The 22487-nt window shown below is 65.6% G+C and carries 20 protein-coding genes and 2 tRNA genes; 4 read left to right on the forward strand and 18 right to left on the reverse strand.

The window, feature by feature from the left end:
- Both B1A78_RS04670 and B1A78_RS04675 read left to right on the forward strand, forming a co-directional pair.
- Positions 1-878: M20/M25/M40 family metallo-hydrolase (locus B1A78_RS04670; RefSeq protein ID WP_144037685.1), on the forward strand; the 878-nt coding region annotated here is incomplete at its 5' end.
- Positions 879-1023: 145 nt separating this feature from the next.
- A complete protein-coding gene (locus tag B1A78_RS04675) occupies positions 1024-1296 on the forward strand; it encodes a hypothetical protein (protein ID WP_077145843.1) in 273 nt (90 codons plus the stop codon).
- 83 nt (positions 1297-1379) lie between these two features.
- On the opposite strand, the gene B1A78_RS04680 is transcribed toward B1A78_RS04675, so the two are convergent.
- From B1A78_RS04680 to B1A78_RS04710, 7 genes are all read right to left on the reverse strand, one after another.
- Positions 1380-3134: a hypothetical protein gene (locus B1A78_RS04680; protein ID WP_077145844.1), complete on the reverse strand. Its 1755-nt coding sequence runs from the start codon at positions 3132-3134 to the stop codon at positions 1380-1382.
- Positions 3135-3395: 261 nt separating this feature from the next.
- Positions 3396-3472: transfer RNA gene (locus B1A78_RS04685), tRNA-Pro, on the reverse strand.
- Between the two features lie 50 nt (positions 3473-3522).
- Positions 3523-4998: a M20 family peptidase gene (locus B1A78_RS04690; protein ID WP_077145845.1), complete on the reverse strand. Its 1476-nt coding sequence runs from the start codon at positions 4996-4998 to the stop codon at positions 3523-3525.
- Positions 4999-5064: 66 nt separating this feature from the next.
- Positions 5065-5298 carry a hypothetical protein gene (locus tag B1A78_RS04695; RefSeq protein ID WP_077145846.1) on the reverse strand — a complete coding sequence of 78 codons (234 nt, stop codon included), beginning with the start codon at positions 5296-5298 and terminating at the stop codon, positions 5065-5067.
- Between the two features lie 29 nt (positions 5299-5327).
- Positions 5328-5402 (reverse strand) — tRNA-Ile (locus B1A78_RS04700).
- Between the two features lie 52 nt (positions 5403-5454).
- Positions 5455-6471, reverse strand: a complete 1017-nt coding sequence (locus B1A78_RS04705) for a polysaccharide deacetylase family protein (RefSeq protein ID WP_077145847.1) — start codon at positions 6469-6471, stop codon at positions 5455-5457.
- A gap of 34 nt (positions 6472-6505) precedes the next feature.
- Positions 6506-8158 (reverse strand): histidine kinase dimerization/phospho-acceptor domain-containing protein, encoded by a 1653-nt coding sequence (locus B1A78_RS04710; RefSeq protein WP_256837472.1) that lies wholly within the window; start codon positions 8156-8158, stop codon positions 6506-6508.
- A 167-nt stretch (positions 8159-8325) separates the two neighbouring features.
- Between B1A78_RS04710 and B1A78_RS04715 the strand changes: the two genes are divergently transcribed.
- The gene (locus B1A78_RS04715) at positions 8326-8799 is read left to right on the forward strand and encodes an Lrp/AsnC family transcriptional regulator (RefSeq protein WP_056351336.1); all 474 of its coding nucleotides are present in this window, start codon (positions 8326-8328) and stop codon (positions 8797-8799) included.
- A gap of 71 nt (positions 8800-8870) precedes the next feature.
- Here the strand turns inward: B1A78_RS04715 and B1A78_RS04720 are convergent, their stop codons facing one another.
- A complete protein-coding gene (locus B1A78_RS04720) occupies positions 8871-10199 on the reverse strand; it encodes a hypothetical protein (protein ID WP_077145849.1) in 1329 nt (442 codons plus the stop codon).
- A 169-nt stretch (positions 10200-10368) separates the two neighbouring features.
- Positions 10369-10665: an Hpt domain-containing protein gene (locus B1A78_RS04725; protein WP_077145850.1), complete on the reverse strand. Its 297-nt coding sequence runs from the start codon at positions 10663-10665 to the stop codon at positions 10369-10371.
- Between the two features lie 182 nt (positions 10666-10847).
- On the opposite strand from B1A78_RS04725, the gene B1A78_RS04730 reads away from it, so the two are divergent.
- Complete coding sequence (locus B1A78_RS04730; protein ID WP_256837475.1) at positions 10848-13088, forward strand: hypothetical protein; 2241 nt, start codon at positions 10848-10850, stop codon at positions 13086-13088.
- A 9-nt stretch (positions 13089-13097) separates the two neighbouring features.
- Here the strand turns inward: B1A78_RS04730 and B1A78_RS04735 are convergent, their stop codons facing one another.
- The 9 genes from B1A78_RS04735 to B1A78_RS04775 are packed head-to-tail and all read right to left on the reverse strand — an operon-like array spanning position 13098 to position 22483.
- Entirely contained in the window at positions 13098-13355 is a 258-nt protein-coding gene (locus tag B1A78_RS04735) for a DUF1467 family protein (protein ID WP_077145852.1), read from the reverse strand.
- A gap of 11 nt (positions 13356-13366) precedes the next feature.
- A complete protein-coding gene (locus B1A78_RS04740; RefSeq protein ID WP_077145853.1) occupies positions 13367-15001 on the reverse strand; it encodes a ribonuclease J in 1635 nt (544 codons plus the stop codon).
- A complete protein-coding gene (locus B1A78_RS04745) occupies positions 14998-15780 on the reverse strand; it encodes a type III pantothenate kinase (RefSeq protein WP_077145854.1) in 783 nt (260 codons plus the stop codon). The genes B1A78_RS04740 and B1A78_RS04745 overlap by 4 nt, the downstream gene beginning before the upstream one ends.
- 1 nt (position 15781) lies before the next feature.
- Positions 15782-16585 (reverse strand): biotin--[acetyl-CoA-carboxylase] ligase, encoded by an 804-nt coding sequence (locus B1A78_RS04750; RefSeq protein WP_083733836.1) that lies wholly within the window; start codon positions 16583-16585, stop codon positions 15782-15784.
- Complete coding sequence (gene nuoN / locus B1A78_RS04755; RefSeq protein ID WP_077145855.1) at positions 16507-17937, reverse strand: NADH-quinone oxidoreductase subunit NuoN; 1431 nt, start codon at positions 17935-17937, stop codon at positions 16507-16509. The genes B1A78_RS04750 and nuoN overlap by 79 nt, the downstream gene beginning before the upstream one ends.
- On the reverse strand, positions 17934-19502 hold the full coding sequence (locus tag B1A78_RS04760) for an NADH-quinone oxidoreductase subunit M (RefSeq protein ID WP_077145856.1): 1569 nt from the start codon (positions 19500-19502) through the stop codon (positions 17934-17936). Before B1A78_RS04760 ends, nuoN begins: the two co-directional genes overlap by 4 nt.
- A complete protein-coding gene (nuoL, locus tag B1A78_RS04765; RefSeq protein ID WP_077145857.1) occupies positions 19499-21565 on the reverse strand; it encodes an NADH-quinone oxidoreductase subunit L in 2067 nt (688 codons plus the stop codon). Before nuoL ends, B1A78_RS04760 begins: the two co-directional genes overlap by 4 nt.
- A 4-nt stretch (positions 21566-21569) precedes the next feature.
- The gene (gene nuoK, locus B1A78_RS04770) at positions 21570-21875 is read right to left on the reverse strand and encodes an NADH-quinone oxidoreductase subunit NuoK (protein WP_077145858.1); all 306 of its coding nucleotides are present in this window, start codon (positions 21873-21875) and stop codon (positions 21570-21572) included.
- On the reverse strand, positions 21872-22483 hold the full coding sequence (locus B1A78_RS04775) for an NADH-quinone oxidoreductase subunit J (protein WP_077145859.1): 612 nt from the start codon (positions 22481-22483) through the stop codon (positions 21872-21874). Before B1A78_RS04775 ends, nuoK begins: the two co-directional genes overlap by 4 nt.
- Positions 22484-22487 lie beyond the last annotated feature (4 nt).

The raw sequence follows: 22487 nt of genomic DNA on the forward strand, positions 1-22487 counted from the left end.
TCGGGCGCGGGCGCTTCCAGGGCGCCAATGCGGCGTCGAAGAAGGGCGCGATCGCGGTCGTGATCCGCTCGATCGGCACCGACAGCCACCGTACCCCGCACACCGGCGGCACCAATTTCGAAAAAGGTGTGAAGCCGATCCCCGCTGGCGCGCTATCGAACCCTGACGCAGACCAGTTGGTGCGCCAGTGGAAACGCACGCAGCGCGACACCTCCGAGCCGCTGCAGATGAAGCTGGTGCTGACGCCGCAGAACCTGGGGACGAAACATTCGGGCAATGTGATCGCCGAGGTCCCGGGCAGCGATCCCGCCGCCTCGCCCGTCATCATCGCCTGCCATCTCGACAGCTGGGACCTTGGCACCGGGGCGATCGACGACGCCGCGGGCTGCGGCATCATCACTGCCGCTGCGAAGCATGTGATGAGCGCGGGCCAGCCGCGCCGCACGATCCGCCTGTTGTGGGCGGGCGCCGAGGAAGTCGGCGTGTTCGGCGGCAAGGCCTATTTCGAAAAGCATGGGACCGAGAAGCATGCGGTCGCGCTCGAATCGGATTTCGGCGCCGATCGCGTGTGGCGCGTCGACTTCAAATTGCCCGCGAGCGCCAAGGCGCTCGAGGACCGGATCGCGGCCGAGCTGTCCGCTTTCGGGATCGTCCGCGGCAAGACGCCCGCAAGCGGGGGCGCCGACATCGGCGCGCTGGTCGCGGCAGGTGTGCCTACGATCGACCTGCAGCAGGACGGTACGCGCTATTTCGACCTCCACCACACCCCCGACGACACGCTCGACAAGGTCGATCCGGCGCAGTTGCGTCAGAATGTCGTAGCCTGGGCAACGACTCTGGCGATTCTCGCGAACAGCAGCGATGCCGAGCTGCCGTAATACTCAACCAAAACGGTAGGATTTCCGCCACGCCCGTTCCAACTCAATTATTTTTGTTGACGATTGGCACGGAACGGCTAAATCCCGCGGCTCGCGTGACGGGAATTTCCCCACCGCGTAAAGGCATTTTAGGGAGCCACACATCATGAAGAAGTTTGCTGCTATCGCCGTTGCTGCCAGCATGTTCGCCCTCGCCGCTTGCGGTGAAAAGGCTGCTGAAGAGCCCGCCACCACCGAAGCTCCGGCCGCAGACGCCGCTGTTGAAGCCGGCGCCGACGCGACCGCTGCTGCTGCTGACGCGACCGCCGAAGCTGCTGACGCGACCGCCAAGGCCGCTGACGCGACCGCTGAAGCTGCTCCGGCCGCTCCGGCCGACGCCGCTGCTGCTCCGGCCGCTCCGGCTGAAGAAAAGAAGTAAGTCCCTACCCTTCGGGGTAAAGACTGAAACGAAAGAGGCGGTCTTCCTTCGGGAAGGCCGCCTTTTTTCGTTGGGCGGGTCCGTCAGTCGTGGACCCAGAAACCGCTCGCCGCAAAATCGGCGCCAAGCCACCAATTGGGTTTCGACGTCCCGTAACGGAAATTGACCCGCCCCGCCTGGCTTTGCAGCGGCGAGGTCACCTCACCCGCAGCGTTGCGCTTCGCCTTTTGCGTCGCGGTTTCGGGTACCACCATGACGATATGCCCCGAACGCCCCTCGACGGTGTTGCGACCGCAGATGATGCCGAGCCCGCCGGCATTGGCGACGTCCTGCAACTTGGTCAGCGTGCCCGTCTGGCGCCAGCCATAATCCGAGCCATAGTCGGTCAGCCAGCGGAACAGCGCGTTGGCGCGCATCTCGTCGACGGTGGCGAGGTAGGAGGGTTCGACCTTTTCCCCCGCGCGCAGCCGTTCGATCGCCTTCGACGTCCACCAGACGCGCGGAAGATAGGCGCCCGCGAGCGTGCAAAAGTCGTGCGCGTAGAGGTTGCAATAGGTCGGCCCCGCGGGCTTGTAGCGCAGGTGCGCGGGATTCTCGCTGTCGAGATAGGCGATGATCGCCGCAATTTCGGCGCAGCGCGTGGCCGCGGAGCCGTGGCCGCGGCTGGGCATGCCCGCCTCGCTGAGCGGATAGGCGCCGCCCTGGTTGGGCAGGTTGGTGCGCCTGGTCACCGCGCCGGCCTTGCGCTTGAGATGCACCTCGGGGAGCACCGATCCCGATACCGTGACGGGCCGCGACGGCACCGCGACCGGCGCAGCGGGCGTCGGCGTCACGACCGCGGGTACGACCGCAGGAGTAGGCACCGCCTTCAGCAGCGATGCCGAGGCGAAACCACGTTTCACCGCACCCTGGATACTCGCCTCGACCTCGAGGAAGCCGTTGACCGGCACGTCGCTGATCGCGCGCACCAGCGAATGGCGCGGCAGCGCAGCGAATTTATTGTCGGGCTCGCCCGCCGCCGGCTTCTTGGCGGTGCGTCGCAGTGACAGCGGATCGGACATGGTCTCGACGCGATAGGTCTTGCCGGTCGCGGTGACCGCCGACGGCGGCGGCACGGGGGTGTTCGGCGTGATCACGGGCGGCGAGAAGGTGACCGCACGCGCCGCCTTGATATATTCGGCGATGAACTGGCCGTAATATTTCTTGCTGCCGTCGGCGAGCTTGACCGCATGCCCCTGCTTCAGCCCCTTCGCCGGATCATAGCCGCCGGTATTATAGGCGATTGCTACCGCGCATAATTCGGCATCGGAGAGGATCGGTCGGCCGTCGAGCCCGATCCTGGTCTTCTTGACCTTGAGCTCCGACAGGCATTTGCCGAGCGATTTTTCGAAAACTTCATAGTCGCGGTTGAGGAAATAGTCCGGATCGACGCTCTTGAAGAATTGAATATCGTACTGGAAGATCCCGTAACCATGGCAGAATTTATTCTTGTTGCTGAGCACCGGCTGGTAGGCGGTGACCTTCTTCGCCATCGCCTCGAGCGCCGCGCGCGCGATCGCGAACATCTGCGTGCCCTTCGGATGCGATTCCAGCTGCGCCCGATCCTTCGGCCAGGCGCTGGAGCGCTTGGGAAAGTCGAGCGTGTCGCCGGTGCAGAGTTTCAAAATCTCCTCGACCGGCAGGCCGCGCCGCGACAGCGGCCCCCAGATTTCCTTGCCCGTTTCCTGGTAGGCAATCGCCGCGATGAGATCGAGCGTGAAGGGTGTTCCCTTGACCGCATCCAATACACGCGTTCCGAAATTGCCCTTGAACCAGGCCATGTCCTGAGAAATGCTCATGTCTTCGGATCCCCATTTTCCCAAGCAAAGGGGGCTGTCGCAGCCGATTAGGCGGCCAGACAGGCTTTGCCTGCTGTCCCAACTTCAACCTCTATCGGCGACCCGGAATGTTTGTTGGACCCGACGCGACGCAAGCGCACCCGGACGGCGACATGTTGGCCCATTTATTGGCGCTGTCAATCGGGGCTATTTCGGGCGTGCGTGGGCAAGGAAGCCGCGACCGTGCCTCTGCTCTGCAATGGCAGGAATCATTCGAAGAAATGGTCGGGGAGACAGGATTCGAACCTGCGACATCTTGCTCCCAAAGCAAGCGCGCTACCGGGCTGCGCCACTCCCCGACGCCGACGGGCCTTTAACAGGCTGGCGCCGGATGTCTATCCCGCCCCGCCTATCCCGTCGAGGTCGCGATCAACCGCGCGTAGAAGTCGATCATGCGTTTGAAGCTGTCGATCTTCATATGTTCGTTGGTGCCGTGGATCATCGCCGATTCCTTCAGTGAGAAATGCATCGGCATGAAGCGGTAGACGTCCTGCGACACGCCCTCCATGCTGCGGCTGTCGGTGCCGGCGACGACGAGCGTCGGGGTAAGCACCGCCTGCGGCGCGTCGGCGCGCGCGGCGGCGGCGATCCATTTCCACCCCTGCGAGCTGGTCGAGGACACGCGGCTCGGCTCGCGCGGCGGCTTCACCCAGGCGAGGTCGACCTTGGCATCGCCCACCGCCGCCCGCGCGCGCGCCATTACGTCGGTCGAGCGGTTCCATGGCGCGATGCGATAGTTGATCAGCGCATTGGCCGATTGCGGCAGGACGTTTTCCTTGGGGCTGCCCTCCAGCATCGTCGGCGCGATGGTGGTGTGGAAGGCCGCGGCGGTGGTGGGCGCGCCGCCGAGCTGGCGCTTGAGCAGCGGCGCGAACAGCCAGGAATTGGCGACCGCCATCTTGCTCGTGCCGCCCTTCCTGGCGGCGAGCGCCTCGATCATCGACGCACCCGGGCCGCGCAGCTCGATCGGGAACGGGTCGCCGGTGATGTCGAGTACTGCCTTCGCCAGCGTTTCGACGCCGGTTTCGGCGGGCGGCATCGAGCTGTGACCGCCGGCAGCATGAGCGGTGACCTTGAGCGTGCCATAGCCCTTTTCCGCGATGCCGATCATGATCGCAGGACCATCGATGACCGGGGTGTCGGTGAGCACGATGCTGCCCTCGTCGAGCGTGAAGATCGCCTGCACGCCCTCGGCCTTGAGCTTGGCGGCGGCGGCGATGGCGCCGGTGCCGCCGGCTTCCTCGTCATGCCCGGAGACGAGATAGATGCCGCGTTTGGGTTTGAAGCCCGATCGCGCGAGCGCGTCGATTGCCTCGAACAACCCGATGAGCGACCCCTTGTCGTCGACAGTGCCCCTGCCCCACACCGCCTGCTCGGCTATGGTCCCGGCAAAGGGCGGATATTTCCAGTCCTTCTCGGTCCCCTCGGTCACCGGTACGACGTCCTGATGCGCCATCAGGATGATCGGGGCGAGCGAGACGTCGCTGCCCGGCCAATGATAGACGAGCGTCCGGTTGGGCAGGATCGTGCGCGTCATCGCGGCGTGGGTCGCGGGATATGTCGCCGCAAGCCAGGCGTGGAGCTTGTCCCATTCGGCGACTTCGTTGTCGGCGGCATCCTGGTGCGAGACGGTGCGGATCTGCGCGGCGGCGCTGAGGTGCGCGACGGCGGCGGCGAGGTCATAGGAGGGCGCGGCGGCGAGCCTGACGTCGCTCCCGTCGGCGATGTCGGCCGGCGCGAAGCTCACGGTGCGCACCGCGACGGCGCTGCCAACCACCGCCAGCACCGCCAGCCCGCCCAGCAGGATCGTCCGTTTCTTCGCCATCTTTCCCTCCCGATCTTTCGCTCCACAGAGCGACATGGATTGCCCATTGCAAGGGAAATGCGGCGCCTAGCCAGCGCGGCGGCACACCCAGTGATTGATCGCCGCGCGAAGCGCCAGCACGGGCGGTACAGCGAGCGCCATCGCGGCGAGCAGGGCAGCGATCAGGGTGAGCCCCTCATTGGGGCCGCACCCTTGTTCGAAAAGGCAGGAACCGAGGAACAGGTCGACCGTCAAGGGTAGCAGGGCAAACGCGATGAACGGTGTCAGCACGAACGCGATTTTTCCGCCCAGCGTCCCCATGATCGCTCCCTTTCCCCTGCCCAGGAAAATGGTGGGCCCGGCAGGATTCGAACCCGCAACCTAGCCGTTATGAGCGGCCGGCTCTACCATTGAGCTACAGGCCCCCGAGGGGATGGGTGGGCGATAGCGGAGCGCGGCGAGCCTTGGCAAGCGCGATCAGGCGGCCGCCGCGTCGCGCTGCGCCATATCGAGAATCGCCGCCGTCGTTGTTGGCTCGACCCCGCGCCGCGCGAGATGCGCGAGCACGACGTCCCACCAGCGATAGAAATCGGCGAGATCGGAGTCGGTGCGGACATAGGGCGTGTTGCCGGGCTGGAGCGACGGCGAATGAAAGGAGAAATTGAGCACCGGCAGGCGCGCGTCGATTGCGATGTCGATCGCCGCGCACGCCTTGGCGGCGGGGATACCCTCGGGCGTCAGCGCGATGCGCTCCGAAAGCCCGAGCCGCGCGAAGGCGGCATGGCTGCCCGACGAGGTACGATGATAGAGCCAGCGGCCGGCCGGGCCGAGCAGGCCGCCAAACACCGTCGTCACCGGCATCTCCAGAAGGCGGCGTCCGCCGGTCTCCACCCACCAGGGATGGAGCGGCGCGGCGCGATAGTCTGGACCGTGGCCGGGGCGATAGTCGAAGCCCGAGCGAACCGAGGTGTCGCAGCGGAAGCCGAGATCGGCGAGCATCGCCGCGCTCTCGGGACCGAGCCCATAGCGGCCGGCGCGATAGGCGCTGGGCGCGGCGCCAAAGCGATCGCAGATCGCGTCGCGCAGCGCGGTCATCTTGGCGCGCTGCAGGTCGAGCGGGAGGTTGCCGGTGTAGCTGTTGCGGGCACTCACCTCTTCGTCGTGCGGCGGGGTGACCCAGGGATGGAGCTGCGCGCCGATGTCGCAGCGCCCCGCAGCGCGGGCAGCGCCCAGAATGGCGACCGCGCGGTCGTCGGTCACGATCGGCCAGTCGACAAGATAGATGGGCACGACCTTCGCTGCCTCGAAATAGGCCTGGCAGTCGGCGAGCGCCGGTACCGAGTCGAGCCGGTGGCCGGTGCGCGTGAAGGGCGCCGACCAGTCGAAATCCTCTTCGGTATCGATGGTGACCCAGAAGCGCGGTCGTTCGTCCGGTCGCAGCCTGACCAGGTCCGATGCCGCCGGGGGCTTCAACAGATTATCCGCCCGATCCATCGAGCCCGTCCCCTTCACGAGGCTCCCGCCCCGATCAGTCGCTGTGCTGCTGGACCGTCGGGTCCACAGCCGACGCCGGGGTGGCGGAGGGAAGATGCAAGGTCAAGGCGTTATGCCCGATGTCGAGGTGACCGCCGACCGCACGGGCGAGACTGTCGACGAGCCGCAGCGAGAAACCGAGGCTGAGAATCGCGGCGCCGGGGGCATCGCCTTCAGGGCTGTAGCTCGGGTCGAGGAGGTCGCGCGAGGGGGTGAAGCGGATCGCCATCGGGCGGACGAGGCGCAGGTGGAGCACTTCGTGATGCGCCGGGTCGGTGAGCAATTGCCCGACGAGCGTTGCGTTCGATTCGGACACATCGACGAGCGCGGTGATCAGGCGGCCGATCATGCGCCGCGCGGCGATATCCTCGACCGCGGCGTGGAACGGGCCGCCGACGCGCGAGATGCTGATCCCGACGCCATGGTCGGCGAAAAGCGGCGCGAGGTCCTGTTCGACCTGCGCGGTGATCAGACCGATATCGCTCTGGCCGCTCGGCGGCGGGGCGGTGTCGGGCGTCGGGCTGGTCGCGGCGGCAAGATCGTCGATGATCGCCTGCACCGCCGACGCATCGGCGATGATCGTGTCGGCCATCGCACGATAGGCACCGCTGACCGGCCCGAACATCTGGCCCGAAATGATCTGCGCGAAGCCCGAGATCGCGTTAAGGGGGCTGCGCAGTTCGTGGATCAGCTGGCGGATCGAATCACCGCCATTGTCCTCAGTCGGCAGGCCATAGGGAATTTCGTTGCGCCGCGGGCGCCTGGCGCTGCCGCGATAGCCGCGGAACTGGCCGCTCGCGCGGTCGAACCAGGGCAAGGCGGAGAAACGCCATTCGCCGGCATCGCCCTCGGCGCCCTCGAGAATCATGCGCGCGTTGATCATTTCGGCACGCTGGCGGAAGGCACCTGCGGCGACGCCGTCCGTCCCCGGTTCGCCGCCCAGCGCCGCCTCGGCGATCGAAAGGCCGATCACCGCGCCGCGCGGCACGCCCTCGACCCAGTGGATGATGCCGTCGGGACCGGTTTCGAACAGGAAGGATTCGCGCGCCGGCACCGGACGCGGCGTGGCGACTGCGGGTTGCCCGCGCCCCGCCTGATATTTGTCGATGCGGCGGACGAGTTCGCTGATCTGGCTTGGTTCGCTCTCGGGTACGGCGGCAGGCTCGGGTTCTGCTGCGGCCATGACCTCGGGTTCGGGAACCGGGTCGGGCTGCGGCAGCGCGACCGACGCGGCGCCAAGACTGGCGAGCGCGCGGTTGACGCCATGCGGCAGGTCGCTGCGCGCGGCGAGGAAGGAACGTGCCATCGGCCCCGTCGCCGGGAGAAGCGCGAGCCAGTCGGCCTCGCTGAGCTGTGCGTCGCGCAGCATCGCGAGCGACACCGCAGGCACGTCATTCGCGTAGAGCGCGACGATCGGGGCGAAACGGCTGTGGCGCGCGATCGCACGGGCGCAGTCGCGACGCACATTTTCGGGGATTTGCGGACGCAGGACCGCGAGCGCATGGAGCGATCGACGAATATCGTCATCATCCAGTTGATTGCCGCGCTGCGCGAGAATATCGGAGAGCTGACGCCAGGCCGCGACACAGGAACGCCGGTCGGCCGGCTCCTGACGCAAGATGGTCGCGATCATCGTATCGGCAGTCACGCGGTGCGGGCCCCCACCCCGTTGGTTGGTTAGCAGATATTTACCGGCTAGCGTGAATCCCCCGGTCATGAAAGCGCCTTAACCAATCGCGTCGCATTGTGGGACAATTGCAATCGCCTGAAATATTATTATGGTCAGCGGCACCAGAGGGAAGCGGAAGTTACAATATGGCGAGCCAGAAATTCGATCAGATCGACCTGCAGATTTTGCACGAGCTGCAAAAAGACGGGCGAATGACCAATGTCGAACTCGCCCAGCTGGTCGGACTGACCGCGCCGCCATGCCTGCGCCGCGTGCGTGCGCTGGAAGAATCGGGCGTGATCCGCAGCTATCATGCCGACCTCGACGCGGCGAAGCTTGGCTATGGCATCACGGTGTTCGCGATGGTCAGCCTGCGCAGCCAGGCCGAATCCGATTTGAAGGCGTTCGAGGATTATGTCGGCGCGCTCGCCGAAGTGCGCGAATGCTATATGCTGAACGGCGAGATCGACTTCCTGCTCAAGGTCGTCGCGCGCGACCTGCAGAGTTTCCAGTCCTTCCTGACCGCGCATTTGACCTCGGCGCCCAATGTCACCAGCGTTAAGACCTCGCTGACGATCCGCACCGCCAAACAGCTCGCGGGCATTCCCGTCGAACCCTGACCGCAGCGCGGCAGGCATGAAAAAGGGCGCCACCCCGCCGGGATGGCGCCCTTTTCGTTTTGGGTCGCGGCTTAGTTGGTCGTCGCCGGGGCCGCAGCGGGCGCTGCGGCGGCGGCCGGAGCGGCAGCCGGGGCGTCGATCTTCACGAGCCACAGCTGCGCGAGCCGCTTGCGCGGGCCGACGACTTCGCCAAAGCTGGCCTTGGCCGCGGCATTGTCGCCCGCGAGCGCCTGGGCGACGCCCATGCGATAGGTCCAGAGTTCCTTGTCGCCGCCCGCGGTGATCGCCGCCTTGTAGAGCGGCACCGCATCGGCATAGCGGCCATAGCCGACCATCGCGTCGCCGGTCGCGCCGGCGGTCTTCGCGACCGACAGCGTCGAGGGCTTGGCGGCATAGGCTGTCAGCGTCGATTCCTCGTCGCCGATGCGTTCGCTCTGCGACTTGAAGACTTCGTCGAGCTTGGCGTCGGGGGTCGGAATGACCTTGCTGGCGCGGCCCGCCTTGATCAGCGAAACGACTTCGCCCGGCAGCGCGGCCTCGGTCGCCAGTGCCGCATATTCGAGATATTCGGGGCGCTGGAGCATCGAGTTGGTGGCGCGCATCAGGCGCAGGATGTCGAGCCCGACTTCCTTGCTCTCACCCGACTGCTGGAGCAGGATGAACAGGGTCTGGCGCCACACCTGCGGCTGGTTGTAGTCGCGCAGGCGAAGCGTCATCATGTCGACGACTTCGCCGTCGCGCTTGGCAGCCTGCAGCGCCTTGATCGGACGGACATAGAGTTCGTCGGAGGGACGCTGGCCGGCAGCGCGCGTTGCTTCGATCGCCGCCTTCGCCGATGCGATACCCTTTTCGACCTGGCCGCCTTGCAGATAGCTGTCCATCAGCAGCACGGGCAGTTGGGGTTCCTTCGAACCGGCGGCCTGCGCGGCTTCGAGGCGCTCGATCGCCTTGGGGTAGTTTTTGGCGTCATAGGCAAAGCTGCCGGTGTAATAATTATAGAGCGGCAGGCTCTCGGCCGGGGTCTTGCCCGAAGCGAGCATGGCGTCGAGGCCCTTTTCCTGCGCCGCCTTGTCCTTGGTCAGGATGCCGAGCTGGAGCGTGAAATGGCCGATCCAGTAGCGATCCTCGGGGGTCGTCGCGAGCGGTTCGCCTTCCGCCAGCGCCGCCTGGAGAGCGGGAACATCCTTGGCGTTCGACGCGGCCTGGATCTTCTGGACGGTCGCGTTGAAGCCCTTGCTCGGAACGATGGTGACGCCCTTGGCCTCTTCTTCCTTGCCCTTCTTCTTTTCCTTCTTCGGCTTGTCCTGCGCCGCCGCAGGGCTGGCCGACATCGCCATCAACGCGCAGCCCAGCACAGCGGCCATGGCCGTCGCGGGCATCGAGCGGAAACGGGTGAACATGTGAAATCTCTCCTTACGACTCGGCCGCCGCGCGCATCGCACGCGCAGGTTCGGCCGCGCTGTAAACGCGGCTAAACCTCCGACGTTGCCATGGCAAGACGGGCCCGGTTGATATTTGATATGCCCGGAGGCGGCTGAACGGCGATTGAACCCCGTTCGGGGCGGCAGTTCAGGTGATTTCGTCGATTGCCCGGTTGATGTCGCGCAGCACCGCTGGGTCGCCCGGCGCGCCCGCCATCGCGGCTTCGGCGAGCTGGATCAGCGGGATGATACCGAAGGTCGCCGCCAGTCCCTTGAGTCGCAGCGCCGCGACGTTCCAATTGGCGTCGCAGCGGGCGCGGCGCATCAGGTCGGAAAGGTCGCGCGCGCTGCCGGTAAAGGCATTGCGCAGATCGAGCGTCATCGCTTCGTCGTCGCCGACAGCGGCGTGCAGGTACCGATCGAGAGGGCCGCTGTCGAAAGACATTCCACAGCCTTGACAGCCCGTGGTTAAGTTTCCGTTTCATGGCGGCCATTTGCTGCTAAGATGCGCCCATGACGGGGGATAAGAAAATCGTCGGTTTGTGGCGGGAATCCGCGGCAAATCCGGATGCGGACAGCCAGGCTGCGGAGCCGGCGGGCGCGCCTGCGCCCGAGGCCGAAGCGCCTGTGCGCGCCGAACGCGACTGGCTCGACCTTTCGGCGCTCGCCGAGGAAAGCGAAACGGAAGAGGCGATGGCGAGCCCGTCGGCCTGGCGCGACCGCATCGCCCCTGCCCTGCTGATCCTGCTCGGCCTCGGCTGGACGGTCTTTGCCGTCGCAGCCGCCACGAACAACTTCGCCGGCGCACCGACAATGGTCGAATGGCCGGGATTGATCGCGACGATCGCGATGCCGCTGACACTGCTCGCGGTGCTGTGGATGGTGCTGATCCGGTCAGGCCGGTCCGAACAGGCGCGCTTTGCGCGGGTCGCGACGGCGCTGCGCAATGAAAATGCCGCGCTCAACCAGTCGATGCATTCGCTGGGCCTGCACCTCGCCGATGCCCAGCGGCAGCTGGCCGAACAGGCGAATATCGTCCAGCAGCTCGGCCTCGACACCGTCGCGCGGCTGACCGAAAGCAGCGACAAACTCGCCACCAATGCGTCGGTCATCGCCAACGCCCACGACCAGCTCGCGCGATCGGGCGATGTCGCGCTGCAGCGCATGGACGGACTGCTCGCCGGGCTGCCGCGGATCGACGATGTTGCCCAGCGGCTCGCCGGGAATTTCCGCGAAGCCGGGCTTGTCGCGCACCAGCAGGGGGCCAGCCTCGAAGCCAAGCTCGCGGCGCTCGCCGAGGAAGCGGTGAAGGCCGCCGAAACCGGCGAAGCGTCGGCGGCGACGCTGCACGACGCGATCGGATCGCTCGAAGCGCGGACCAAAAAGGCCGAAACCGACATGCTCGCGGTATCGGCGCAGGTCACCGGCGCGCATGAAGCGACGCTGGCGCAAGTCTCGCAGGTCGCGACCGCACTCCATCATGAACTGACGTCGACCGTCGATGCGATGAGCGTACAGCTGGGCCAGACCTGGCAGGCGTTCCGCGATGGTGTCGCGGCGGCGTCGGGGCAGCTCGACGATCGTCTGGCGGTCGCACGCGGCGCGAGCGACGACATCGGCGCGCAGCTTGCCGCGCATGGCGTCGCGAGCGAGGAGCTGGCGGCGCGGATCTCCGGCCATGTGACCGAGATCGGCGACCGGCTCGAATTCCTCGATACCAGCGTGTCGGCGAGCACCGGGGTCATCGGCCGCGCAATCGACGACACCAAGGCGCAGCTCGCCGCTTTCATGCAGCAGACCGAATCGGGCAATGCCTCCGCCCGCCAGCTGATTTCGCACGCCGAGGGACTGCTGCTCGCGCTCGACGCGGTGACGCGCGAGATGGACGAGACGCTGCCGCACGCGATCGACCGCATGGCGGGACATGGCCAGGCCACGAAGGCATCGCTCGCCGACCTCAAGCCGTTGCTCGAGGCGTCGGAACTCGTCGCGCAATCGACGCTGTCGCACGTCAACGCAGTGCAGGCGACGCTGGCGTCGAACGAAACCCAGATGTCCGACCATGCCGCGAACCAGCGGGCGCTGGTCGAAACGATCAACGCCTCACTCGCCGAAGCCGAGGCGTCGCTCAACAAGCTGCATCGCGGCGCCGACCGCTTCGCCGAACAGGGCGGCGCCAAGATGACGGCGACGCTGGGCGAAGTACGGCTGACCGCCGAGTCGGCGGCAAGCTATGCGCATCAGACGCTCGAACGGCTTGTCGCGGGCGCGCAGGACGCGATGCAGACGACCGCCACCGAAGCGATCGACGCGGCGTTCCGTACCGAGGTCATGGCGCAACTCGACGCGATCGGCGAAGCGTCCGAACGCGCGGTCGCTGCGGCGAACAACGCCACCGACCGACTGATGCGCCAGCTGATCACGATCATGGATACCAGCGCCAATGTCGAAGCGCGTGCCGCCGAGGCGCAGGCCGCGATCGCGGCGTCGGATCGCGATTCGCTGGCCAAGCAGGTCGGCTTGCTCACCGAATCGCTGAAATCGACCGCGATCGACGTGACCAAGATCCTGTCGATCGAGGTCAGCGACACGGCCTGGGATTCCTATCTGAAGGGCGACCGCGGCGTCTTCGCGCGACGCGCGGTCAAGCTGGTCGAGAATAGCGAGGCGAAGGAAATCCTGCGCGTCTATCAGAATGACGATGCCTTCCACGCCGCGGTGAACCAGTTCATCCACGATTTCGAAGCGATGCTGCGCCTGCTGATGAACACGCGCGACGGGTCGGCGATCAGCGTGACCTTGCTGTCGTCGGATATCGGGAAGCTCTATGTGGCGCTGGCGCAGGCGATCGACCGCCTGCGGGGGTGAAGAACGCCGTCAGGCCCGCCCGCTCAGCACATTGGGGTCGGCCCAGCCGTTCACATAGGCGATGTAATAGAGCACGAAGCACACCGCGGCCGAGATCGTCATCTGCGCAAGGATGCGCTTCGGGCGGAACACAGCGGGGGCGCCATGGTCCTGCCCCGCGACCTGCGGCGCTTCGTCGCCGGAGCGGCGGCCGTGGAAGGGCAGCACGAAAAAGGCGCTGAACACCCAGAAGAGCGTGAAGATCGCGAGGGCGGAGGTCCATTTCATCGCGCCGCTCCTTACAGGTCGACCAGCATCACGTCGACCACCGGCTTCTTGCCGGTCCAGTCGGTCGCGATGCGGCGAACGCCGAGGCGGATCGCCTCGCGCATCTTCTCGACATCCTTGGCGGGGGCGAGCGCGGCCATTTCGGCGGCGTCGCGCATCTCGTCGATGAACGCCTCGCGGTCATCCTCGACCGGTACGCCGCGATAGCTGACCGCGCTTTCGGTAAATTTGCCGGCGGTGAAGATGACCGCGACGGTGATATGGCCGTGGAGCGACAGCTTGCGCCGTTCGTTGATCGTCTCGCCGTCGGCAGGAAGGATCACGTCGCCGTCGAGGATCAGACGTCCCGAACGAACGCGTTCGATGATCTTCGCGGGACCCGGCGCGAGGCGGACGAGGTCGCCATTTTCCTGGATCAGCGCGTCGGGCACGCCCTGTTCGAGCGCGAAGCGCGCCTGTTCGTGCATGTGGCGGATTTCGCCATGCACGGGGACGACGAGCTGCGGTCGCAGCCAGCCGTAGAGCGCGGCGAGTTCGGGCTGGCCGGGGTGGCCGCTGACATGGATATGCGCCTGCTTCTCGGTCACCGTCAGCACGTCCCTGGCGGCGAGCTGGTTCATGATGCGGCCGATCGCGACCTCGTTGCCCGGGATCTGCTTCGACGAGAAGACGACGGTGTCGCCCGCCTCGAGCTTGATCTGGTGGCCATCGGAAGCCATCCGCGCGAGCGCGGCGCGCGGTTCGCCCTGTCCGCCCGTCGCTATCACCATCAGCTTGTCGCGCGGCAACCGCATCGCCTCGTCGAAATCGACCGTGGCGGGAAAGTCCTTCAGATAACCGACCGAACGCGCGACGCCGAGGATGCGGTCGAGCGAGCGGCCCGCGACGCACAAGGTGCGGCCCGTCGCCTTCGCGACCTCGCCCAGCGTCTTGAGGCGTGCGGCGTTCGAGGCGAAGGTGGTGACGATCACCCTGCCCTTCGCCGCGCCGACCGCAGCGCGCAGCCCGTCCATCAGCCCGCCCTCGCTGCCCGATGCCTCGGGGTTGAAGGCATTGGTCGAGTCGCCGACGAGGACATCGACGCCTTCGTCGCCGATCGCGGTCAGCGCCTTCGCCGACGACGGCGTGCCGAGCACCGGATGGTCGTCGAGCTTCCAGTCGCCGGTGTGGAAGACGCGGCCATAGGGCGTGTCGATCACCGCCGCGCTCATTTCGAGGATCGAGTGGGCGAGCGGCATCAGGCGAATGCCGAAGGGGCCGAGCTGGAACTGTGCGTCGATATCGACGGTCTTGATCGTCACTTCATTCTGGAGGCCCTCTTCGGCGAGTTTGTGCGCGATCAGCCCCGCGGTGAAGCGGTTGGCATAGAGCGGCACGCCAAGCTCGGCGGCGAGATAGGGCAAGGCGCCGATATGATCCTCATGCCCATGCGTGAGGACGATGCCGAGCAGGTCCTTCTTGCGATCCTCGATGAATTCGAGGTCGGGCATGATGATGTCGATGCCGGGATAGTCGTGCGTGCCGAAGGTCACGCCGAGGTCGAGCATGATCCATTTGCCGTCGCAGCCGTAGAGATTGGCGTTCATGCCGATCTCGCCCGATCCGCCGAGCGCGAGGAAGAGCAGTTCCTTGCCGGGTTTCGTCATGCTGCGGTCCGTTGATTGTACAAATGCATTAATCCATTGAGCGTGAGGTCGGGGTCGATCCGGTCGAAGAGGTGGCCCTGCTTGTCGAACAGGGTCGCGAGGCCGCCGGTCGCGATGACGGTGAGCGGCTTGCCGATTTCGGCCTTCATGCGCGCGATCAACCCCTCGATCATCGACACATAGCCCCAGTATACACCGATCAGCATCTGGCTTTCGGTGGTGCGGCCGATGACGCTGTCGGTGGCCGGCGCTTCGATCGCGATGCGCGGCAGCTTGGCGGCGGCGGCAACCAAGGCTTCGAGCGACAGGTTGACGCCGGGGGCGATGATGCCGCCGAGATAGGCGCCGTCGGCGCCGATATGGTCGAGCGTCGTCGCGGTGCCGAAGCTGATGACGAGCTTGTCCTTGCCGGGTTCGATCGCCTGCGCCGAGATCGCGTTGACCGCGCGGTCGGCGCCGACCGATTGCGGCTCGTCGACCTTGAGCGCGATGCCCCAACTCACCGGCGCGCGGCCGGCGACGAGCGCGCCGACGCCGAAATATTTATGCGCGAGCAGCTGGAGATTATGGAGCGCGCGCGGGACGACGGTCGAGATGATGACGGCGTCGACCGCGCTGCGATCCTGCCCCTCGATCCGCATCAGCTGATCGAGCCAGACCATATATTCGTCGGCGGTGCGGCGGTCGTCGGTCGCGATGCGCCAGCGCGCGAGCAGCGTGGCACCGTCGAACAAAGCGAATTTGGCGTTGGTGTTGCCGACGTCGATCGCGAGCAGCATCCTAATTCCCCTCACCAACCGGGCGGCGCAATTCGACGTCGCCGGCATGGACCAACATGGTCTCGCCGCCCGCGCGGCGCAAGCGCAGCGCGCCGTCAGGGGCGAGGCCATCGAAAAAGCCGTCGATGCCCTGTTCGGACACGCGCAGCGGCGTGCCGACCGGATGGCCGAGCGGCAGCCATGCGCGGACGATGCTGCCGACGCCTTCCTGCCGCCAGATCCACAAGACATCCATCATCGCGACGGCCAGCGCGTCGGCGAAGCGGTCACGGTCGATGACAACGCCGGCATCGGCAAAGGCGAAAGTCGCGCGGTCGGGCAGGTCGGGCGCCGACGCCAGATTGACCCCGATGCCGACCACCACGCAGTCGCCATGCCTTTCGAGCAGGATGCCCGAACATTTGGCGCCCTCGACGAGCAGGTCGTTCGGCCATTTCAATTGCAGCGGAACCGACGGCGCGAATATCGTCATCACCTTGGCCAGCGCGACCGCCACAACAAGCGCGAGGGTCGCAGGCGAGGGATCGCTCGCGGTGAGGCGGACGACGGTCGAGCCCATGAAATTGCCCTGCCCGTCGTCCCATGCCCGCCCGAGGCGGCCGCGGCCTGCGGTCTGGCGGTCGGCGACGAGCCAATGCCCCTCGCCCACATGCTCGCCGCCGGCCAGCCGCGCCAGCAGGTCGGCGTTGGTCGAACCTGTCTGCGCGATCCGCTCGATCGGCGGGATCAGAACAGCACCGACGCGGCCGCCGCAGACGCGACGGTGAGCATGGGAATGAAGAGATAGCCGACGATCGACAGCCACAGCGCGCTGACAGTGATGATCGAGCCTTCGACGATATTCCGGCTGCCATCGATCTCGACCTCCGACTTGTCGTCGAAGTACATCGTCTTGATGATCGCGATGTAATAGAAGGCGCCGATCACCGAGGCGACGATGCCTGCGACCGCAAGCGGCACGAGGTTCGCGTTTACCGCCGCCTGGAACACCAGCAGCTTGGGCCAGAAGCCGAACAGCGGCGGGATGCCCGCGAGGCTGAGCATGAACACCGCCATCGCCGCGGCAAGGCCCGGTCGGCGCTGCGACAGGCCGGCGAGCGCGGGGATGCTCTCGACATAATTGCCGTCGGCATCACGCAGCTGCAGCAGGACGAGGAAGGCGCCGACCGTCGTCACGACATAGACGAGCAGATAGGTCAGCACCGCCTGGACACCCGCCTGCGTACCGGCAGCAAGGCCGATCAGCATGAAGCCGACATTGTTGATCGACGAATAAGCGAGCAGTCGCTTGATATTCTTCTGCCCGATCGCGCCGACCGCGCCGAGGATGATCGAGGCGAGCGCGAGGAAGATGATGATCTGTTGCCAGGCACCGATGGCGGGTCCCATCGCGTCGATGGCGACGCGCGTCATCAGCGCCATCGCAGCTACCTTCGGCGCGCTGGCGAAGAAGGCGGTGACCGGGGTCGGCGCGCCTTCATAGACGTCGGGGGTCCACATGTGGAACGGCACTGCGCTGACCTTGAAGGCAAGGCCCGCGAGGACGAAGACGATGCCGAAGATCAGCCCGGGGTTGAGCTTGCCGCCCATCGCCGCCGCGATGCCCGCGAAGTCGGTGGTGCCGCTGAAGCCGTAGAGCAGCGAGATGCCATAGAGCAGCATGCCCGAGGCGAGCGCGCCGAGGACGAAATATTTGAGGCCCGCTTCGCTCGACCGGTCGTCGCTGCGCATGAAGCTGGCGAGGACATAGGCGGCAAGGCTGTTGAGTTCGAGCCCGACATAGAGCGTCATCAGGTCGCGCGACGAGGCCATGATGCCCATGCCAAGCGCCGCGAACAGGATCAGCACCGGATATTCGGCGCGCATGCCGCCCGCGAAGAAGCGCGGGGCGATCAGGATGCTGACCGCGCTGGCGCCATAGATGACGAGCTTCGCAAAGCCGCCGAAATTATCGACCGCGAGCGTGTTCGAGAAAACCGACGCATTGACGCCGAACAGCGCGACGACCGCAACCGCCGCAGCAGCGAGCGTGAGCAGCGCGGCGAGCTGGTAGAGCCCGACCTGCCGGTCACCGAGGAAGGTGCCGAGCATCAGCGTGACCAGCCCGCCGATCGTCAGGATGAGTTCGGGCCAGATAAGGGCGAGATCGGCGGTCATTGGCTGCCTCCCGCATGATGGGCTTCGCCGGCGGGGGCCTCATGGCCCTCACCATGATCGGCGGCCGCCTTCGGCTTGCCGGCGCTGACATGCGCGTCGCTGGCGGGCTTGGCGGGGGCGAGGCGCGCGACCACGGTGGTCACGTCGCCGCGCATCGGGGCGAGGAAGCTTTCGGGATAGACGCCCATCCACAGCGCCACGGCGGCCAGCGGCACCATGATCGCCCATTCGCGGGGATTGAGATCGGGCATCGCCTTCACATCGTCCTTGGTCAGTTCGCCGAACACGATGCGGCGGTAGAGATAGAGCATGTACGCGGCGCCGAGGATGATGCCGGTAGTGCAGACGAAGGCGACCCAACTCGATGCTTCATAGATGCCCGCGATGCTGAGGAATTCGCCGACGAAACCGCTGGTCCCCGGCAGGCCGATCGACGCCATGGTGAACAGCATGAAGAACAGCGCATAGGCCGGCATGTTCACCGCGAGCCCGCCGTAACGATCGATCTCGCGCGTGTGCAGCCGGTCGTAGATTACGCCGACGCAGAAGAAGAGCGCGGCCGAGACGACGCCATGGCTGAGCATGACGATCATCGCGCCCTCGATGCCCTGCTGGTTGAAGGCGAAGAGGCCCGCGGTGACGATCGCCATATGCGCGACCGACGAATAGGCGATCAGCTTCTTCATGTCGCTCTGCACCAGCGCGACGAGGCTGGTGTAGACCACCGCGACCATCGACAGCGCAAAGACGATCCACATCAGCTGCGCCGAGGCGTCGGGGAACATCGGCATCATGAAGCGCACGAAGCCGTACCCGCCCATCTTGAGCAGCACGCCGGCGAGGATCATCGAACCCGCGGTCGGCGCCTGGACGTGCGCGTCGGGAAGCCAGGTGTGGACCGGCCACATCGGCATCTTGACCGCGAGGCTGGCGAAGAAGGCGAGCCACAGCCAGGTCTGCATTTCGACCGGGAAATTGTAGCTCATCAGCGTCGGGATATCGGTCGTGCCGGCTTCTGCGATCATCGCGATCATCGCGATGAGCATCAGCACCGAGCCGAGCAGCGTGTAGAGGAAGAATTTGAACGCCGCATATTTGCGGTTCGCGCCGCCCCAGATGCCGATGATGAAATACATCGGGATCAGGCCGGCTTCGAAGAAGATGTAGAAAAGCAGCAGGTCCTGCGCCGCGAAGACGCCGATCATCACCACTTCCATCGCGAGGAACATCGCCATGTAGAGGCCGACGCGCTTGGTGATCGATTCCCAGCTCGCGAGAATGCAGAGCGGCATCAGGAAGGTACTGAGCACGATCAATAGCAGCGCGAGCCCGTCGATGCCGAGCGCATAGTCGAAGGGCCCGAACAACCCCTTGTGCAGTTCCTGGAACTGCCATTGCGCCCCGCCGATCTCGAACTGCGACCACATGACGAGGCTGAGGACGAGATTGAGCAGCGACGCACCGAGCGCAACGAACTTTGCGTTACGCTCGCCGACGTACAGGCAGGCGATGGCCGCGACGGCGGGGATCGCCAGCAGCAGCGAGAGGAAAGGAAGCCCGCTCACAGGAAATTCACCATGGCCCAGCTGGCGAGGCCGACAAGACCGAGCAGCATCACAAACGCATATCCATAAACATAACCCGATTGCAGCCGCACCGCGAGCCGCGTGCCCCCCGCGACGAGCGTCGCCGCACCATCGGGACCGAAGCGGTCGATGGTCTGCTCATCGCCGCGCTTCCAGAAGAAGCGGCCGAGCGCGCACGCCGGCTTGACGAAGATCGCGTTGTACAGCTCGTCGAAATACCATTTGTTGTAAAGGAACTGGTGGAGCAGCTTGAACTGCGCCACGAAGCGCCCCGGCAAAGTCGTGTTGCGAATATAGCTGTTCCACGCGAGGAACAGGCCGATCGCCATCACCGTGAACGGCGTCCATTTGACCCAGGTCGGCACCTCGTGCGCGGCGTGCATCAGATGTTCATCGAACGCGAGCATGCTGCCGGCCCAGAATTTGGCACCTTCCTCCGGATAGATGAAGGGATGCGCGAAGACGAAGCCCGCGGCGACCGCACCAATCGACAGCACGATCAGCGGGATCAGCATGGTGACCGGGCTTTCGTGCGGGTGATAGCCTGCGGTGCCGTCGCCCGAAGATTCGTGATGCGCGTCATGGGCGTGGGCATGGTCGTCGTGCCCGGCATGCGCGTGATCGTCATGGCCATGACCATGGTCATCGTGGACGGCGTGCTGGATATGCTCGCTCTGTTCCCAGCGCGGCTTGCCGTAAAAGGTCAGGAAGACGAGGCGCCACGAATAGAAGCTCGTCAGCAGCGCGGCGAAGATGCCGACCCAGAAGGCGATCGTGCCGCCGCCGCCGGCAGCGAACGCCGCCTCGAGGATGCCGTCCTTCGAATGGAAGCCCGCAAAGCCCGCGACCCCGGCGATGCCGACGCCCGTGATCGCCAGCGTACCCAACAACATGGCCCAATAGGTGATCGGGATATGCTTACGCAGGCCGCCATAATAGCGCATGTCCTGTTCGTGGTGCATCGAATGAATGACCGAGCCCGCGCCGAGGAACAGCAACGCCTTGAAGAAGGCGTGCGTGAAGAGGTGGAACATCGCCGCGCCATAGGCGCCGACGCCCGTCGCGAAGAACATGTAGCCGAGCTGCGAACAGGTCGAATAGGCGATGACGCGCTTGATGTCCCACTGCGTGGTGCCGACGGTCGCGGCGAAGAAGCAGGTCGCGGCGCCGACGAAGGTGACGACCCCGAGCGCGATCGGCGCTGTTTCGAACATCGGCGACAGGCGGCACACCATGAAGACGCCCGCGGTGACCATCGTCGCGGCATGGATCAGCGCCGACACCGGGGTCGGACCCTCCATCGCATCGGGAAGCCAGGTGTGCAGCCCGAGCTGCGCCGACTTGCCCATCGCGCCGATGAACAGCAGCAGGCAGAGGATCGTCATCGTGTCGAGGCGCATGCCGAGGAAGGTGATCGACGACCCCGCCATGCCCGGCGCGGCGGTCAGGATATCAGGAATCGAGACGGTGCCGAAGACGAGGAAGGTGCCGAAGATGCCAAGCATGAAGCCCAGATCGCCGACGCGGTTGACGACGAACGCCTTGATCGCGGCGGCATTGGCGCTCGGCTTCTTGTACCAGAAACCGATGAGCAGATAGGATGCGAGACCGACGCCTTCCCAGCCGAAGAACATCTGGACGAGATTGTTCGCGGTCACGAGCATCAGCATCGCGAAGGTGAAGAGCGACAGATAGGCGAAGAAGCGCGGCTGGTCCGGGTCTTCCTCCATATAGCCCCAGCTATAGAGGTGGACGAGCGACGAGACGCTGGTGATGACGACGAGCATCACCGCGGTCAAAGTATCGACGCGCAGCTCCCAGTTGAACTGGAGCGCGCCCGAGCTGACCCAGTGCAGCACCGTGACGACCTCGGCATGACCCGTGCCGAACACGAACGACAGGAAGATCGGCCAGCTGAGCGCGCAGCTGGTGAACAACGCCGCCGTGGTGACGAGCTTCGACGCGAAAGGGCCGATAGCGCGCTGGCCAAGCCCTGCGACAAGTGCCGCGAGCAGCGGCAGGAAAACGATCGCCTGAATCACCGGCTTACCCCTTCATCCGGTTGGCGTCATCGACCGCAATGGTGCCGCGGCCGCGGAAATAGATCACAAGGATTGCGAGCCCGATCGCCGCTTCGCCGGCGGCGACGGTCAGCACGAACATCGCGAACACCTGGCCGACGAGATCGCCGAGCGCCGAGCTGAATGCGACGAGATTGATGTTCACCGCGAGCAGGATCAGTTCGATCGCCATCAGGATGACGATGATATTCTTTCGGTTGATGAAGATGCCGAGCACGCCGAGCGTGAAGAGCACCGCCGAAACGGCGAGATAATGGCCGACGGAAATCACAGCTCAACCCCCTGCCCGACGCCCGGATCGACCATGCGCGTTGCATCCTGCGGACGGCGCTTATTCTGTTCCGAGATATTCTGGATGCGAACCCCGCCGCGCTGGCGATGCGTCAGCACGATCGCGCCGATCATCGCGACAAGCAGGACGATGCCCGCCGCCTCGAACAGGAAGATATATTTGGTGTAGAGCAGTTCGCCGATCTGCTGGATATTGCTCTTGTCGGTGACCGCCGGCGCGGCACGCGCCGCGAGGTCGACCTTGCCCGCGCTCCAGGCGCCGACCGCGAAGACGAGCTCGACCGCGAGGATGATCGCAACGAGCGCGCCGAGCGGCAGATAACGGACAAAACCGGCGCGCAATTCGGCGAAATCGATGTCGAGCATCATCACGACGAAGAGGAACAGCACCGCGACCGCGCCGACATAGACGATGACGAGCAGCATCGCGATGAACTCGGCCCCCGCGAGCAGCATCAGCCCCGCCGCGTTGAAGAAGGCGAGGATCAGCCACATCACGCTGTGGACCGGATTGCGGGCAAAGATAACCATCGCCGCCGAAGCGATCACGATGGTGGCGAAGAGCCAGAAAGCAGCGACCTGAATCATGTGC

The sequence above is a fragment of the Sphingopyxis sp. KK2 genome (assembly GCF_001990265.1).
Lineage (GTDB): Bacteria > Pseudomonadota > Alphaproteobacteria > Sphingomonadales > Sphingomonadaceae > Sphingopyxis.